Annotated in this window: 16 protein-coding genes; all 16 read left to right on the forward strand. The window is 52.5% G+C overall.

Translation table 11 applies throughout. The features are described 5' to 3' along the window. The first annotated feature begins 68 nt into the window (after positions 1 to 68). Positions 69 to 956: an N-acetylmuramic acid 6-phosphate etherase gene (locus CSC3H3_RS09300; RefSeq protein ID WP_101284657.1), complete on the forward strand. Its 888-nt coding sequence runs from the start codon at positions 69 to 71 to the stop codon at positions 954 to 956. Between the two features lie 54 nt (positions 957 to 1,010). After that, positions 1,011 to 2,276 carry an ABC transporter substrate-binding protein gene (locus tag CSC3H3_RS09305; protein WP_101284658.1) on the forward strand — a complete coding sequence of 422 codons (1,266 nt, stop codon included), beginning with the start codon at positions 1,011 to 1,013 and terminating at the stop codon, positions 2,274 to 2,276. Positions 2,277 to 2,434: 158 nt separating this feature from the next. Then, on the forward strand, positions 2,435 to 3,373 hold the full coding sequence (locus tag CSC3H3_RS09310; protein ID WP_101265765.1) for a carbohydrate ABC transporter permease: 939 nt from the start codon (positions 2,435 to 2,437) through the stop codon (positions 3,371 to 3,373). A 13-nt stretch (positions 3,374 to 3,386) separates the two neighbouring features. Then, entirely contained in the window at positions 3,387 to 4,232 is an 846-nt protein-coding gene (locus CSC3H3_RS09315) for a carbohydrate ABC transporter permease (RefSeq protein ID WP_101265763.1), read from the forward strand. Between the two features lie 25 nt (positions 4,233 to 4,257). Further along, a complete protein-coding gene (locus CSC3H3_RS09320; RefSeq protein WP_101284659.1) occupies positions 4,258 to 5,376 on the forward strand; it encodes an ABC transporter ATP-binding protein in 1,119 nt (372 codons plus the stop codon). 302 nt (positions 5,377 to 5,678) lie between these two features. Beyond that, positions 5,679 to 6,764 carry an extracellular solute-binding protein gene (locus CSC3H3_RS09325; RefSeq protein ID WP_172963410.1) on the forward strand — a complete coding sequence of 362 codons (1,086 nt, stop codon included), beginning with the start codon at positions 5,679 to 5,681 and terminating at the stop codon, positions 6,762 to 6,764. Positions 6,765 to 6,885: 121 nt separating this feature from the next. Next, entirely contained in the window at positions 6,886 to 8,052 is a 1,167-nt protein-coding gene (locus CSC3H3_RS09330; protein WP_101265759.1) for an ABC transporter ATP-binding protein, read from the forward strand. Further along, positions 8,049 to 8,930 carry an ABC transporter permease gene (locus CSC3H3_RS09335; protein ID WP_101284660.1) on the forward strand — a complete coding sequence of 294 codons (882 nt, stop codon included), beginning with the start codon at positions 8,049 to 8,051 and terminating at the stop codon, positions 8,928 to 8,930. The genes CSC3H3_RS09330 and CSC3H3_RS09335 overlap by 4 nt, the downstream gene beginning before the upstream one ends. 9 nt (positions 8,931 to 8,939) lie before the next feature. Then, on the forward strand, positions 8,940 to 9,803 hold the full coding sequence (locus CSC3H3_RS09340; protein ID WP_101265755.1) for an ABC transporter permease: 864 nt from the start codon (positions 8,940 to 8,942) through the stop codon (positions 9,801 to 9,803). 443 nt (positions 9,804 to 10,246) lie between these two features. Beyond that, positions 10,247 to 11,548 carry a sn-glycerol-3-phosphate ABC transporter substrate-binding protein UgpB gene (ugpB, locus tag CSC3H3_RS09345; RefSeq protein ID WP_101265753.1) on the forward strand — a complete coding sequence of 434 codons (1,302 nt, stop codon included), beginning with the start codon at positions 10,247 to 10,249 and terminating at the stop codon, positions 11,546 to 11,548. Positions 11,549 to 11,627: 79 nt separating this feature from the next. Further along, positions 11,628 to 12,506: an ABC transporter permease subunit gene (locus CSC3H3_RS09350; protein WP_101265751.1), complete on the forward strand. Its 879-nt coding sequence runs from the start codon at positions 11,628 to 11,630 to the stop codon at positions 12,504 to 12,506. Between the two features lie 14 nt (positions 12,507 to 12,520). Beyond that, on the forward strand, positions 12,521 to 13,375 hold the full coding sequence (gene ugpE, locus CSC3H3_RS09355) for a sn-glycerol-3-phosphate ABC transporter permease UgpE (RefSeq protein ID WP_101265749.1): 855 nt from the start codon (positions 12,521 to 12,523) through the stop codon (positions 13,373 to 13,375). Between the two features lie 68 nt (positions 13,376 to 13,443). Beyond that, positions 13,444 to 14,514 carry a sn-glycerol-3-phosphate import ATP-binding protein UgpC gene (locus CSC3H3_RS09360; protein ID WP_101284661.1) on the forward strand — a complete coding sequence of 357 codons (1,071 nt, stop codon included), beginning with the start codon at positions 13,444 to 13,446 and terminating at the stop codon, positions 14,512 to 14,514. Between the two features lie 169 nt (positions 14,515 to 14,683). Then, entirely contained in the window at positions 14,684 to 15,157 is a 474-nt protein-coding gene (locus tag CSC3H3_RS09365) for a GAF domain-containing protein (protein WP_215907572.1), read from the forward strand. 68 nt (positions 15,158 to 15,225) lie between these two features. Beyond that, entirely contained in the window at positions 15,226 to 15,759 is a 534-nt protein-coding gene (gene ssb, locus CSC3H3_RS09370) for a single-stranded DNA-binding protein (protein ID WP_101284662.1), read from the forward strand. Positions 15,760 to 15,963: 204 nt separating this feature from the next. Continuing rightward, complete coding sequence (locus CSC3H3_RS09375; RefSeq protein ID WP_101284663.1) at positions 15,964 to 16,410, forward strand: NUDIX domain-containing protein; 447 nt, start codon at positions 15,964 to 15,966, stop codon at positions 16,408 to 16,410. Positions 16,411 to 16,413: the final 3 nt, after the last annotated feature.

Genomic DNA, 16,413 nt, shown 5'->3' on the forward strand with positions numbered 1-16,413 from the left:
GGGTGAATTTAACGCCTTGCACGTCTGGTATCATAATGGTATTTAATTATGGAAGGGAGATAAGGAAAATGGCATTAAGCACCGAAGAATTCGATTTGCGCTTTGCCGGATTGGACCAGTGGTCCGATGCCGATTTCCTTACTGCGCTTTGGGAAGGTCAGATGCGTGCTGTTGCATCTGTTGGCCCCGTGATCGCGCCTCTCGCTGCTGCTGCGGCAGATATTGCAAACCGCCTTCTTGATGGTGGCCGCCTGGTTTATGCCGGTGCTGGCACATCTGGCACAGTGGCCTGGCAGGATGCCAAGGAACTGGGCGGGACATTTGGCTGGCCCGAAGACCAGACCATTGTTCTGGTGGCAGGCGGTGTTGATAGTGAACCGGGTGTGTTCAATTCTGCCGAAGACGATATCGATGCCGCAAAGGCCGCCATTCGTGACCATCATATTGGCCCCGGCGACGCTGTAATCGGCGTGGCTGCAAGTGGATCAACCCCGTTTACTGTTAATGCCATATGTGCAGCCCGCGCGGCGGGTGCTTTGACTGTGGGTATTTGTAACAATGCCGATGGTGCACTTCTTTCACATGCCGATCACGGCATCTTTCTTGATAGCGCGCCCGAAGTTATTGCCGGTTCCACCCGTATGGGGGCCGGGACGGCACAAAAGGCCGCGCTTAACATGCTTTCAACGCTGGTGATGAACCGGCTGGGCCGTCTGTTTGACAACCTTATGGTGGGCATGCGCGCCGATAACGTGAAACTGCAGGGCCGGGCGGTGCGCATTGTCGCACAAATTGCGTCCTGCACTGCCGATGCTGCGCAAGCTGCACTTGAAAATTCCGGTTTTGACATTCGCTGCGCCGTTTTGATGGTGCGCGGCAAAACCCTGCCACAGGCACAAGAAATTCTGGCGTCCGTGAACGGCAATCTCCGGGCGGCGCTTGAATATAAGGGTTGAACCCGGTCCACAAAGGGCAGGGCAATCCACCGACATTGATCAGAGGAGGCATAAATGTCGAACAAACTATTGGCAAAAGGGCTTGCAGGTGCCTTGGCGGCAAGTGTCGCCCTGGTTCCCTTGATGGCGCAGGCCGGTGACCTTGTCATTGAAAGCTGGCGTAACGACGATATCGATATCTGGAATGACAAAATCATTCCCGCTTTCAATGAAAAGCACCCCGATATTCACGTATCGTTCAAGCCGACCACCCCGACCGAATATAACGCTGCCCTGAACGCAAAGCTTTCGGGTGGTACTGCTGGCGACCTGATCGCCTGCCGTCCGTTTGATGCATCGCTTGAACTTTACAAACAGGGCAATCTTGCATCGCTTAACGACCTTGCTGGCATGGACAATTTTTCTGACGTCGCCAAATCCGCCTGGCAGACCGACGATGGTTCAACCACCTTCTGCGTGCCGATGGCATCGGTCATTCATGGCTTCATCTATAACAAGGAAGCCTTTGAAGAAGTTGGCGTAGAAGTCCCGAAAACCACCGAAGAATTCTTCCAGGTTCTTGATAAGATCAAGGAAGACGGCACCTACGTTCCGATGGCAATGGGCACGGCTGACCAGTGGGAAGCCGCAACCATGGGCTTCCAGAATATCGGTCCGAACCACTGGAACGGCGAAGAAGGCCGCAAAGCCCTGATCGATGGCAGCCAGAAATTCACCGACAAACCCTATGTCGATACCTTCGCAGAACTGGCCCGCTGGAAAGATTACCTGCCTGATGGCTTTGAAGCCATTTCGTACCCGGATGCGCAAAACCTGTTCTCGCTTGGTCGTGCGGCCATTTACCCGGCTGGTTCGTGGGATATTTCCCTGTTTAACAAACAGGCTGACTTCAAATTCAGCGCATTCCCGCCGCCCGCACCGGCTGGTTCGGATACCTGCTATATCAGTGACCACACCGATATCGGTATGGGTCTGAACGCAAAGTCGAAAAATGCCGAAGAAGCAAAAGTCTTCCTTGAATGGATGACCGGCCCGGACTTCGCAAAGCTGTATTCCAACGCACTGCCGGGCTTCTTCTCGCTGTCGAATGCCAAGGTCGATATCGAAGATCCGGTTGCCCAGGAATTCGTAAGCTGGCGCCAGAAATGCAAATCCACCATTCGTAACTCCTACCAGATTCTGTCGCGCGGTACGCCGAACCTGGAAAACGAACTGTGGAACATTTCCGCACAGGTTATCAATGGTACTTTGACCCCGGAAGAAGGGGCGAAGAAAGCCGAAGATGGCCTGCAGAAATGGTATGCACCGCATCAGAAATGATCGGTTGAATATTCGGGCAGGCGCAAATATGTGCCTGCCCACCCTTCGGGGATATTGAATTCCAGACTGGCGGCGTGTGTGTGGCACCCGCAAGCGAACCATGCGGCTGACCGCGCTGGTATTTCGCACCCAAAATTTTCAGACAGACAGGACATGGTATGGCGCATTCAGGGCCCATGACCGATTGGCGCAAGGCAAAGCTGCCTGTGTTTGCCTTTCTGGCACCCGCAACAATCCTTTATACGCTGTTTATGATTTACCCGTTGATTGATTCAATCCGGTTAAGTTTCTTCAGCGCAACCAATGGCGGCGATCTGGCCTTTGTCGGGCTGGATAATTATCGCACGGTGTTAAGTGACCCCGACTGGTCGCACACATTCTGGAACAGCTTCTGGAACAATATGAAGTTCTTTGCTGTTCACATGCTGGTGCAAAACCCGATCGGTATTGCCCTTGCAGCGGTGCTAAGCCTGCCGCGCCTTAAATTGCGCAATACCTATCGCACGCTGATCTTTATGCCGACCATGCTTTCTGTCGTGATTGTCGGTTTCATCTGGCAATTGATCCTGAGCCCCGTCTGGGGTGTTGGCGCCGATATTCTTGATATTGTCGGGCTGAAATCGCTGTTTGGGCCCTGGCTGGGCAAGGAAGGCAGTGCGCTGATCACTATGGCGTTTATTTCCGTCTGGCAGTGGGTTGGCATTCCGATGATGCTGATTTACGCAGCCTTGCTGGCGATCCCCGAAGATCTGGTTGATGCCGCCATTGTTGATGGCGCCACCCATTTCGAGGTGTTCTGGCACATTAAACTGCCGCTGGTTTTACCAACAGTTGCAATGGTTTCGATCCTGACCTTCGTTGGTAACTTCAATGCGTTCGATTTGATTTACGCTGTTAAGGGTGCGCTCGCCGGGCCGAACTTTTCGACCGATATTATGGGGACGCTGTTTTACCGAACCTTCTTTGGTTACCAGTTGCAGCTTGGCAGCCCGACGCTGGGCGCTACCGTCGCATCGCTGATGTTCCTGATTATCCTTGCCGGTGTGCTGTTCTATCTCTTTGTCGTGCAGCGCCGCCTGTCGCGCTATCAACTCTGAAGGGGGCTGCATCATGGCTTTAAATATCCGCAAGGATCACGCATCCCGCGCCGTAATCGTGCATGCCGTTTTGCTTAGCTACACATTGATCGCGCTTTATCCGGTGTTTCTGATCCTGATAAACGCCTTCAAATCGCGCAAAGGCATTTTCCGCGAACCCATGGCACTGCCTGACAGCAAAACCTTCAGCCTTGATGGGTTCAGCAAGGTTTTGGCCAAGGCCGATTTTGGCACCTACTTTTTCAACAGCATTTCGGTAACGGTGGTTACCATCGCTGTTGTGCTGCTGCTTGCGGCTATGGCTGCATGGGCGCTGTCGGAATATAAATTCCCCGGCAATACCGCGCTTGCCATCTATCTTGCGATTGGCATCATGGTGCCAATTCGCCTGGGTACGGTGTCGATCCTCAGCCTGGTTGTTGATCTGGGGCTGGTCAATACCCTGAGCGCACTGGTGCTGGTTTATGTGGCGCAGGGGCTGCCGCTGGCGATTTTCATTCTGACGGAATTCATGCATCAAATTCCCAAGGACCTGAAAGAAGCCGCACGCTGTGACGGGGTAGGTGAATTCAAGATCTTTTTTGCCATCATCCTGCCGCTGGTGCGCCCGGCTGTGGCAACGGTTGCCGTCTTCACCATGATCCCGATCTGGAATGATCTCTGGTTCCCGCTGATCCTCGCACCGGGCGATGGCAAGCAGACCATCACCCTTGGTGTGCAGCAATTCATCGGGCAATACGTGACTGACTGGAACGCTGTTCTGGCATCACTCAGCCTCGCAATCATTCCCATCCTGATCCTTTATCTGATTTTCTCCCGCCAACTGATCCGCGGCCTGACATCTGGCGCAGTGAAGTGATTTACGGGTTACAGGAGCAATTTAAATGGCCGATTTGAAACTGGACCAGATCCGTAAAAGCTATGGCGCGGTTGATGTGCTGCATGGCATTGATCTGGATGTAAAAGACGGGGAGTTTGTGGTTTTCGTAGGCCCGTCGGGCTGCGGTAAATCCACCCTGTTGCGAATTATTGCCGGGCTGGAGGATATCTCTGGCGGTGACCTTATGATCGGTGGTGATGTTGTAAACAACAAAACCCCCAAGGATCGCGGTATCGCCATGGTGTTTCAGTCCTATGCGCTTTATCCGCATATGACGGTTTATAAAAACATGGCTTTTGGCCTGAAACTGGCAAAAACCGACAAAGCCGCCCTTGATGAACGGGTGCGCGCCGCCGCATCGATCCTGCAGCTTGATAAACTTCTGGATCGTCGCCCGTCCGAACTTTCTGGCGGGCAGCGTCAGCGTGTTGCGATTGGCCGGGCGATTGTACGCCAGCCCAAGGTCTTTTTGTTTGACGAACCGCTTTCAAACCTTGATGCCGCGTTGCGCGTTCAAACACGTATCGAAATTGCCAAGCTGCATCAAAAACTGAAATCTACCATCATCTACGTCACCCACGACCAGATCGAAGCCATGACGCTGGCGGATAAGATCGTGGTGATGAATGCCGGGCAGGTAGAGCAGGTGGGTTCACCGATGACACTTTATCATCATCCGAAAACCCGCTTTGTTGCCGGGTTCATTGGTTCGCCATCAATGAACTTTACCCGTGTCAAAATCACCGCATCAGCCGGCGAAACCGTTACCGTGGCAATGCCTGGCGGTGCAACGGCAACGCTGCCATTTTCCGTGCCAGTAGGGGATGTTGGCAAGGAAGTCGAACTGGGCATTCGCCCCGAACATCTGGAACTGGACCGCGCGGGTGACCTTCCGGTTAATGGCGAGGTTGAAGTTGTCGAGAAACTGGGCGACTCCACCTATCTTTATGTGCGCCTTGAAAACGGTGACCGCGTAACGTTACGCGCACCGGGCCATAGTCGTGTGAAGATTGGCGAAGTTGTATCGGCCGCGGCCGATGGTGGTGCAGCCCACCTGTTTGATGAAAACGGCAAGGCCTATCACAAGGTGAATTGCCCGGCGGAATACAGCGCCGAAGAATAGGCACTTTACGACACAGAGCAAACGCAAAAGGGTGGTTTAACAGGCCACCCTTTTTTCGTTTGCGTACCCAATCGGCCCATTCGCGCGAGCAAGAGTTTTGTTGCAGAACTTTAACTTGCGATTTGACCTGAAACGTGGCGAAACTTGTAACGAAAAGTTCAATAGAAAACGAAATTGGTCTTTTTGGTTTCGTTTCAACATAAAATTTGCTGATAATATCATTCAGCGGTGCCTTGCGGGCGGGTCGCAGGGGCCATGACTGGTGGCAGATTTTGAATTCGTCAACATAGGGGTTCGACACAATGTCTAAAAATACCGGTTCGCTGCGCGCAACCATGCTTGGTGTTTCTGCGCTTGCAGGTGTTGTCATGCTGGCTGGCGGTGCCCAGGCCGAAGAACTGCGTTTGCTGACCTGGGGTGGTTATGCACCGGACGAAGTTGTTCAGATGTTTGAAAAGGAAACCGGCATTGATGTCGAAGTTACCCTGTCAAACAACGAAGACATGATTTCGAAACTGCGCGCCACGGGCGGCGGCGGTTTTGATCTGGCCCAGCCGTCGCAGGACCGTATTGCTGGCGCCCAGATGGAATATGGCATCTATAAACCGATGGACCTGTCCAAGGTTGATGCAGCAAAATTCATTCCGTCAATGCTTGCAGCCACCAAATCGAACACCACGGTGGATGGCGAAGTTTACGGCCTGCCGCATGTTTGGGGCACCAGCGGCCTTGTCGTGAACACCAAAGCGGCACCGGACGTCAAAGATTATACCGATCTTTGCAATGCTTCTGTTTCGGGCAAGGTTTCCTACCGTCTGAAACGTCCGACCCTGATCGGTTTTGCCTTTGCAATGGGCATGGATCCGTTTGCGGCTTATGGCGACGAAGCCAAATATCAGGAAATCCTTGATAAAGTTCAGGAAAAGCTGATCGAATGCAAACCGAACGTCAAAACCTACTGGGAAGGCGGCGATGCGCTGTTGAACCTGGTGCGTTCGGGCGAAGTTGTCGCAGCCATGGCATGGGATACCGGCGGCTGGAAGCTTAATAACGATAATGCCGACATTACCTTTGTTGCGCCCAAATCTGGTGCCCTTGGCTGGGTTGATACCTTTGCCCTGCCGCGCAAATCGGCCAACGAAGATGCCGCATACAAATGGATCAACTTTGTCATGCAGCCTGAAATTGCCGCCAAAATCACCGCAAGTGCTGGCAACTTCACCGCATCCAAGGGTGCAGACGAATTTGCCGAAGGCAAGCTGAAAGCCCAGTTCCAGAACAGCTTCCCGCAGGAAGCCCTTGATAACATCAAATGGTATCCGCCGGTTCCTGCCGGTCTGGAAACCCTTGAAGGCAAGGTTCTGGACCGCGTTAAAGCTGCCCAGTAATAAAGCCTGAAATGGCATCCCCGGACAACGCGCCGGGGATGCCATATTTATTTATGCCAATCGCTTATGGGCGATTTTTCACATTAAAAATTAAAATAATTCAGGTTAGTTCGGGGTAATCATGGCCGACCAGTTTGATTTGGAATGCCGCGACGTTATCAAAACTTTTGGCCAGTTCACGGCTGTTGATCAGGTATCATTGGCGATCCCGAAAGGATCGTTTTTTTCCATTCTGGGGCCAAGTGGCTGCGGCAAAACAACCCTGTTGCGCATGCTTGCCGGCTTCATTGAACCAACGGCTGGCGATATCCTGATCAAGGGAAAATCGGTTCTGGGTGTTGCGCCCAACCGCCGCCCGGTGAATATGGTGTTTCAGCACCTGGCATTATTCCCAATGATGAATGTGGCCGAAAACGTTGCCTATGGTTTGCGCCGCCGCGGCGTGGACCGTGCAACCTGCGACCGCAAAGTCAGCGAAACACTGGCTCGTGTTGGCTTGCCTGATGCCGGGCCAAAGCAGGTCAGCCAGCTTTCTGGCGGGCAAAAGCAGCGTATCGCCATTGCGCGCTGCCTGGTGCTTGAACCAGCAGTGCTGCTGCTTGACGAACCTTTGGGCGCGCTTGACCTTAAATTGCGCGAACATATGAAGGTCGAACTCAAGCAACTGCAGCATGAAATCGGCACAACCTTCGTTTACATCACCCATGACCAGTCCGAAGCTCTGGTAATGTCTGATCAGGTTGCCGTTATGAATGCCGGCCGGTTTGAACAGGTTGGCACGCCACAGGAACTTTATTATCAGCCGCAAACGCCATTTGTTGCTGGCTTTGTCGGCGAAAGCAACCGATGGCAGGGTTCAATTGAAACCATTGTCGATGGACAGGCGGTGATCCGCCTTCAAAGCGGCGGTGTTATTTATGCTGTCATTGACGCAGCAGGCGCATCCGCATTGCCAACCGGCAAGCTGGTTGATGTATTTGTCCGTCCCGAAGCCATCAGCATTGAACGCGAGGGGCAGGGACAGATGCAGGGAAGTACGCAGGAGCCGGGCACCAATACCATGCAGGGCCGGGTTGAAAACCTGCTGTTTAACGGTGCCGCCAGCAGCGTGCAGCTTAAGGAAGTAACCACGGGTCATGAAATGAATGTGGCACTACCGCAAACCGGCGCCTTTGCCGATTTGCGGCCCGGTGACATTCTTGAACTTGGCTGGAAAGCCAGCCAGACCAAATGTTTCCCGGCTGCAGGCAATGCGCAACCGGCCAAATCGGGCGAGGCCGCCGCATGAGCAACCCGTCAGGCTCCCTTACCGGAAATGGCCTGAAGCTTGGTGTATTGCTGATGGCAACACCCTTGCTGCTATGGCTGATCCTTCTTGTGTTGCTGCCGCATCTTGACCTGTTGATGGTCTCGCTGCGCGAACGCATTTCCTATGGCAAATATGAATTCAGCTTTGCCAATTACATCGAATTTTTTACCGAACCCCTTTACTGGAACACCTATGTTCGAACCGCCACAATGTCGATTTTGGCAACGGCGCTGACATTGGTGATCGGCTTTCCTGTGTCCTATTACATCGCCAAGGTGATGCGGGGCAGGGCAAAGAATGTGCTGTTCTTGCTGTGTCTTATTCCGTTTTGGGTCAGCGAGCTGGTGCGCACCTTTGGTTGGATGATCCTGCTGCGGGAAAGCGGCGTCATCAGCCATTTCCTGCAATGGTCGGGGCTGGTCGATGGGCCGGTCGAACTGCTTTATAACGATGTCACCATTATGGTCGGGCTGGTTTATACGTCCATGCTGTTCATGGTGGTGCCACTGGTTTCCGTACTGGACAGCCTTGATGACAGCCTTATCGAGGCCGGATACGACCTTGGCGGCAATGCCTTTACCGTCACACGCGATATTGTCATTCCCCATGCGATGCCGGGCATTGCATCGGGCTGTATCGTTGTTTTCATGCTGACCCTAGGAAACTATCTGACGCCAACTCTTTTGGGCGGCAAAAGCAGCCTGTGGTTCACCGAACAGATCTATACCCAGTTCATTACCCGCTTTAACTGGGAATCAGGTTCGGCTTTCGGGTTCCTGTTGCTGGTGTTGTCCTCGTTGATTGTCTGGCTGGGCTTGAAGCTTAGCCGTCAGACATTGTCAGATACCGTGGGTTAAGGGGGCATCATGATACCATCCATTCCCCAGCCGCGTTTCGCCAAGGGCCTTTATGGGGCCTATGTGACGCTGTTTTTCATCTATCTTGCCGCCCCACTGGTCGTTGTTGGTGTGTTTGCCTTTAACGACAGCCTGTTTCCCTCCATGCCATGGGAAGGGGGCACGCTTGCCTGGTTCTTTGGCGACAAAGATCCCTATATCGGCATTTTCCACGATGGTACGCTTTTGCGCAGTGTGGGCACATCGGCCTTTGTTGCCTTTTGGGTAACGTTGCTGTCGGTAACGGTTGGCACCTGCAACGCGTTTTTGTTTGAACGCGGCAAGTTCCCCGGCAAAAACCTGCTTTATATGGTCGCAATTTCGCCGCTGGTGATCCCCGGTGTTATTCTGGGTATCTCGATCCTGGTGTTTTCAAATGCCATTGCCAACGGCATCGAAGAGGCATTGGGCTGGGACTGGGATTTTCTGCGTCCCGGTTTGTTTTTGGTGATTTTGGGCCAGTTTGCCTTCGTCACCACCATCACCACGCTGATCATTTCGGCACGGTTGCGCAAATTTGACCTGACCCTGGAAGAAGCCGCCCTTAATTTGGGGGCAACACGGGCTGATGCCATTCGCACCATCACGATCCCGTTTTTAAAACCCGCCCTGATCGGGGCGGCCATCGTGTCGTTTCTGATGTCGTTTGAAAACTTCAATACGACATTGATGCTGGTGGGTTCGGATGCGCCGCTGACCATTGCGATGTTTGACCGGCTCAAACAGGGGTCAACACCAGTGCTAAATGCGCTGTCGCTGCTGTTGATGGTGGTTTCAGGGGGGCTGGCACTTCTGTCCGTGTTTGCCCAGCGCGACAAGCAGATAAAAGACTGATCACACAAGTCTAAAACCATTTCAAAATGAACATCGCAAGGAAAGGCGGCCAGTTGGCTGCCTTTTCTTTTGGTGATTCGATGTTGATATGAAAATGTATGAAATGCATTCCTGTCATTCAACTATAAAGTGATTTTGCGGTTTTGAGTACGGTTTCGACCCATATTTCCCCAGTGTTTCAATAGTGTGACATCTTTAAATAGTGATGTTTTTGATGTTGACTGAACCAAAAATACGCTCGCGAAAATTCACTTTCCGATCAAATGAAAATTAATGTTCATTTTATGTATTAAAATGAACGTGAAATCTGTTTCAAACATAAGTTTCCGAAAACTGTCACTTGAGTGAATGGCCACTGCATTGGAAAAAACATGCGTGTTGCTTGGTCTGGCAGAGGGCAGGCCAAAGCAGGCGATTTATTTCATTTGGGAGTTCACAGAATCATGTTTCGCAAAACGCTGATGGCGGCAGCAGCGCTGTTTGCAATGGCAAATACGGCCAGTGCAGCAACTGAAATCACCTGGTGGCATGCCATGGACGGCGCCCTTGGTGATGTCGTTAATCATATTGCTGATGATTTCAACAACAGCCAGTCCGAATACAAGGTCGTTCCGATCAACAAGGGTGGCTATGAAGACACGATGACTGCCGGCATCGCAGCGTTCCGCGCGAAAAACCAGCCGAACATCATCCAGATCTTTGACGCCGGTGCAGCAACCATCATCAACGCCAAAGGCGCTGTTTATCCGGTTCAGGACCTGCTCGAAAAATACGGCTCGAAATTCGACATCAACGACTACATCCCGGGTGTTCGTTATTTCTATGCTGACTCCGCTGGCAAAATGATCGGCATGCCGTTCAACAGCTCGACCCCGCTTCTGTATTTCAACAAGGATGCCCTGGCAAAAGCCGGTATTCAGAACCCGCCGAAAACCTGGCAGGAATTTGAAGAAATGGCACCGAAGCTGAAAGAAGCCGGTTACGAAGGTCTGGCTGAATCGCACAGCCCCTGGATCTTCTTTGAAAACTTCATGTCGCGTCACAACCTGCAGATGGCAACCGCCAATAACGGTTATGACAGCACCGATGTCGAACTTCTTTACAACAATGAAGACCTGAAAAATCATTGGAAGAAGATGAAGGAATGGAAGGACGCAGGCTATTTCGGTTATTATGGCCGCGCCTGGGGTGCTAACCAGGATGCCTTCCTGCAGCAGAAAGCAGCTATGTGGCTGGGTTCGTCAGGTTCGTTTGGTGGCCTGCGCAAAAGTGCGACCTTTGATTTCGGCACCTCGACCCTTCCTTACTGGAAAGGCGTTGGCGATGCACCGAAAAGCACCTTTATCGGTGGCGCTTCGCTGTTTGCATTCTCCGGTCATTCTGACGAAGAAAACAAAGGCGTTGCCGCATTCTTCGAATTCCTGACCAAACCGGAAACCCAGTATTACTGGCACAAGGAAACCGGTTACGTTCCGATCACCACCGCGGCCTATGATCTGGCCAAAAAAGACGGCTACTACAAAGAAAGCCCGGATGCAGAAGTTGGCATCCAGCAGCTTTCCGAAGAAGGTGGCAAATGGACCAAAGGCTATCGTCTTGGTTTCTATGTCCAGATCCGTGAAGTGATCTACAGCGAAGTCGACAAAATGATGAACGGCGAAGAAACCGTTGATCAGGCTTTCGACGTAATCGAAACCGAAGGCAACAAGCTGCTGAAGCGTTTCCACGACACCTACAGCAACTAATCATTCTTGCGGGGCAGGGCGGCGCTTATCGTCGCCCTGCCTTTTTGGTTTTCCAGTTTCCTTCAGGCCGATATCCGTCATGAAACGCGTTCAGTTCGGGCATAGCCCGGTGCCTTATCTTTTTGTGGCACCTCAAATCATTATTATTGCCATCTTTTTTCTATGGCCGGCCGCGCAGGCGGTCCATCAGTCGTTTTTGCTTGAAGATGCGTTTGGCATGTCTTCGCAATTCGTCTGGTTTCGCAATTTCGAAGATGTGCTTTCAAGCCCCAGCTGGCTGAAATCTGCCGGGTTTACGGTGGTGTTTTCGGTTCTGGTGGCGGTTCTTTCAATTGCCATATCGCTGTTTTTGGCGGTGCGTGCCGATGAAATCATTCGCGGTGCCAAAGTTTATAAAACCCTGCTGATGTGGGGTTATGCCGTGGCACCACCTGTGGCGGGCCTTTTGGGCATCATGATGTTCAATCCGCTGATGGGCGACCTTTACATTCTGCTTAACCGCATCGGCCTTGATTTCAACCATATCCAGAATGGCAATGATGCCACCTTTGTTGTGGTGCTGATCGCGGTCTGGAAACAGGTCAGTGTGAATTTCATTTTCTTTCTTTCCGGCCTGCAGGGCATTCCCAAATCGGTTACCGAGGCGGCAACGCTGGACTGCAAAAGTGCCGAACGCCGGTTCTGGACCATTACATTCCCGCTTTTGGCCCCGACGACTTTTTTCCTCATGGTCATCAACCTGACTTACGCGTTCTTTGAAACCTTTGGCATCATCGATGTGTCCACCAAAGGTGCGCCGGGCGGTGCCACGGCAACGCTGGTTTATAAGGTCTATGTCGATGGCTTCCTGGGGGCTGATATGGGCGGCAGTTCGGCGCAGTCGGTGCTGCTGATGATCATGGTCAGCATTTTGACCGTGTTCCAGTTCCGCTTCATTGAACGCAAAGTCCATTACTAGGAAAGGGCATCGTTATGTATCAGTCAAAATGGCGGTCCCTGACCAACCATATCATTCTTATTCTCGGCTCGCTTTTCATGATCCTGCCGGTCTGGATTGCTTTTGCATCCTCGACTCATACCCGTGAATTTCTGTTCCAGCATGGTCTGCAATTTCTGCCTGGCGGCCATTTCTTTGAAAATTACGGCAATATCCTGTTTGATGAAAGCGCCACCAAGGGTCGGGTAACCGCGCTTCAGATGCTGTTTAACAGCATGGTGCTGGGGCTGGGTTTTGCCATTGGCAAGGTCATCATTTCCATGATGGCGGCCTATGCCATTGTCTATTTCCGTTTTCGTCTTGCTGTGCCGCTGTTCTGGGTGGTGTTTTCAACCCTGTTGCTGCCGCTTGAAGTGCGTATCGTTCCCTCCTACGAGGTCGTTGCCCAGCTTGGCCTGTTAAACAGCTATACCGGCCTGATCCTGCCTTTGATCGCATCGGCAACCGGCACATTTTTCTTCCGTCAGTTTTTCCGTTCGGTGCCTGATGAATTACTGGAAGCCGCCCGTCTGGACGGGGCAGGGCCGTGGCGCTTCTTTATCGATATTCTGGTGCCGCTGTCGGTAACCATGATCGCGGCGATCTTTATCATCATGTTTGTGGTGGGCTGGAACCAGTATCTGTGGCCGCTTCTTATGACCACCGATGACAAGCTCTATACCATCGTGATCGGCATCAAGCAGGTCTATAACTCGCTTTATGAAGGCGGTCAGATCCCGCAATTCCCCAAGGCCTTTGCCCTGACCATCATGGCATCCATTCCGCCAGTTCTGGTGGTGGTGATCTTCCAGCGCATGTTCATCCGGGGGCTTGTTGAAACAGAAAAGTAAACAGTTTCAACACCCTGATATTTTCTTCTGAACAAAAACATCAGTCCCCGTGACGACAGGATAATAGAATGGCTACGTTAAGTTTGAAACAGGTCGAAAAAACCTACGCCAATGGTTACAAGGCAATCCATGGTGTTGATATTGAAATTGCCGATGGCGAATTCGCTGTGCTGGTCGGCCCGTCAGGCTGTGGCAAATCAACCCTGCTGCGCATGATCGCCGGTCTTGAAACCATCACTGGCGGTGACATTTCCATTGATGGCCGGATCGTCAACAATGTTGCTCCGGCGGATCGTGATATCGCCATGGTCTTTCAGAACTATGCGCTTTATCCGCATATGTCGAATTATGCCAATATGGCCTATGGCCTTAAAAACCGGGGTTACAGCAAGGATGAAATCGACCGTCGCGTGCGCGAAGCGGCCGGTATCCTGCAACTGACCGAACTTCTGGAACGCAAACCCCGCCAGCTTTCAGGCGGGCAGCGCCAGCGCGTTGCCATGGGCCGCGCAATCGTGCGTGAACCCAAGGCATTCCTGTTTGATGAACCGCTGTCAAACCTTGATGCCAAACTGCGTGTGGATATGCGCCTTGAAATCAAGAACCTGCAGCAACGCCTTGGAACCACATCAGTTTATGTGACCCATGACCAGGTTGAAGCCATGACATTGGCTGATCGTCTGATTGTGATGAATGGCGGTATTGCCGAACAGGTTGGCACCCCGATCGACCTTTATGAAAAACCAGCGACCCGTTTTGTTGCCGGTTTTATCGGTTCGCCTTCCATGAATTTCCTTGATGGTACGGTATCGTCTGACCGTGGGCATGTCACCCTGGCTGACGGCACGCAATTGCATCTTGACCATGATGTTGCCGCCAACCGCCCGGTTGTTGTGGGCATTCGCCCCGAACATCTTTCCATTACCACGCCAACCAACAGCAAAATCACCGCGCGCGTGCGCATGATCGAGGCATTGGGCGCAGAAACCCTGGTTTACCTGAGATTTGGCAGCAATAACGAAGGCATCACCCTGCGTATGCAGGGCACGCACCAGTTTGCTGCTGGCGATGAACTGGCGCTGTATTCCAACCCGGCGCAAATCCACCTGTTTGACCGCGAAACAGGCCACCGGATTTAACGTCAGCCCGGATAGTGATTGTGACGACAAACCACCCGTGAATTTTTGCGGGTGGTTTTTCTTTGGCCAGGTGTGCATTGGGGGCCGGTTTTGGTATTCGACGATTTTGTCCTTGTTTCCGGGCAAACGAGACGTTAGTTCCATGCCTAAGCAAGACAGGAGCACGATCGTGAATAGCGACCAGAAAAATGCGCTTTATGCGGATGCAATGAAAGAACTGGCAAGCATCACCGAAGGCGAAACCAATGTCACCGCATTGATGGCCACGGTAAGCTGTGTGCTGGCCGAAAAGTTCGACTATTATTTCTGGACGGGCTTCTATATCGTTGATCCGGTCAAAGAAAATGAATTGGTGGTTGGCCCGTATCAGGGCACACTTGGATGTCTGCGTATTCCGTTTGGTCGCGGGGTTTGTGGCACGGTGGCGTCTTCACTGAAAAGCTGCGTTGTCGAGGATGTGCATGCCTTTCCCGGGCATATTGCCTGCGACAGCCGTTCAAATTCGGAAATCGTCGTGCCGGTTCTTGACCGGCAGGGGGCCTTGATTGCCGTATTTGATGTCGACAGTGTGCAAACCGGGTCATTTGACGAAACGGATCAAAAGGCGCTGGAAACCATCATGGCGCAGGTATTTGCGCGCTGATCGCCAATAGTCATTCGCCGGTTCTGACACGGAATCGCAAGCTAACAACGAACTCTGGAAGATAACCCATGGCAGGCAGTGTCAATAAAGTCATTCTCGTTGGTAATCTGGGTCGCGACCCGGAAATCCGTTTCACGCAGGCAGGCAAGAAGATTGCCAATTTCAGCATTGCGACATCTGAACAGTGGCGTGACCGCCAGAGCGGCGAACGCCGCGAGCGGACCGAGTGGCACCGGATCGTTGTTTTCAACGAAGGCCTGGCCGATGTTGTCGAACGGTTTGTGAAAAAAGGCAGCAAGCTTTACATCGAAGGCGCGCTTCGGACCCGCAAATGGCAGGGCCAGGACGGCAAGGACAACTACACCACCGAAATCGTCCTTGAAGGTTTCAACAGCACGCTGACCATGCTTGACGGTCGCGGCGAAGGTGGTGGCGGCGGTTCATCGTCGGGTGGTGGCAGCTATGGCAATGATGGCGGCGGCTATGGTGGCGGTTACGACAATGGCGGCGATGCTGGCTGGGGTAATTCCTCCCCGCGCAGTGGCGGCGGCAATTCCGGCCCCAGCGGTGCGCCCGATCTGGACGACGATATTCCGTTCTGATTTTTTCGCATCAATACAGGGGCACAATGTGACCTTGTATCGATAGGTGCGATGCACAATTTTAAAGGCAGCAACCGTCATGGTGCTGCCTTTATTTTTTATCATTCCAGAGTGAATGTGTGTTGACATGAAAATTCAATCGGTTCACTTCGTGATCCTGTATCGAGATTTCAATGCCTGCTGACTTCAGATGGAGAAACCTGTTTGATCGGCCCCATTTTTGGCAGCCCGGAACCGGGCAAGTTTTATGATGTTCAGGATTGCGCCTATGCCGTTATTCCCGATGGGAACGGCAGGCTTGGTGTTGTGCGCACGCCAAAGGGCATCATGCTGATCGGGGGTGGGATTGAACGCAGTGAAACTGCAAAGGATGCCCTGACCCGCGAAGCCGTCGAGGAAACGGGCCGTTCCATTCGCATCGTTTCGCAGCTGGGCCTTGCGACCCAATATGTCAATAACCGCGCCAAGGGCAAATACCGCCTTAAACGCGGGGTATTCTTCATTGCCGAAATTTTGCAAAAAACCACCCAGCCGATCGACCTTGACCACGAATTTATGTGGTTACCCGCCATCGAGGTTGAACAGCAGTTAGTGCGTTCTTTTCACAAATGGGCCGTGCAGCAGCATGTGCGCGTCACCGCGGAGCCATAAGGC

Source organism: Thalassospira marina, from assembly GCF_002844375.1.
GTDB lineage: Bacteria > Pseudomonadota > Alphaproteobacteria > Rhodospirillales > Thalassospiraceae > Thalassospira > Thalassospira marina.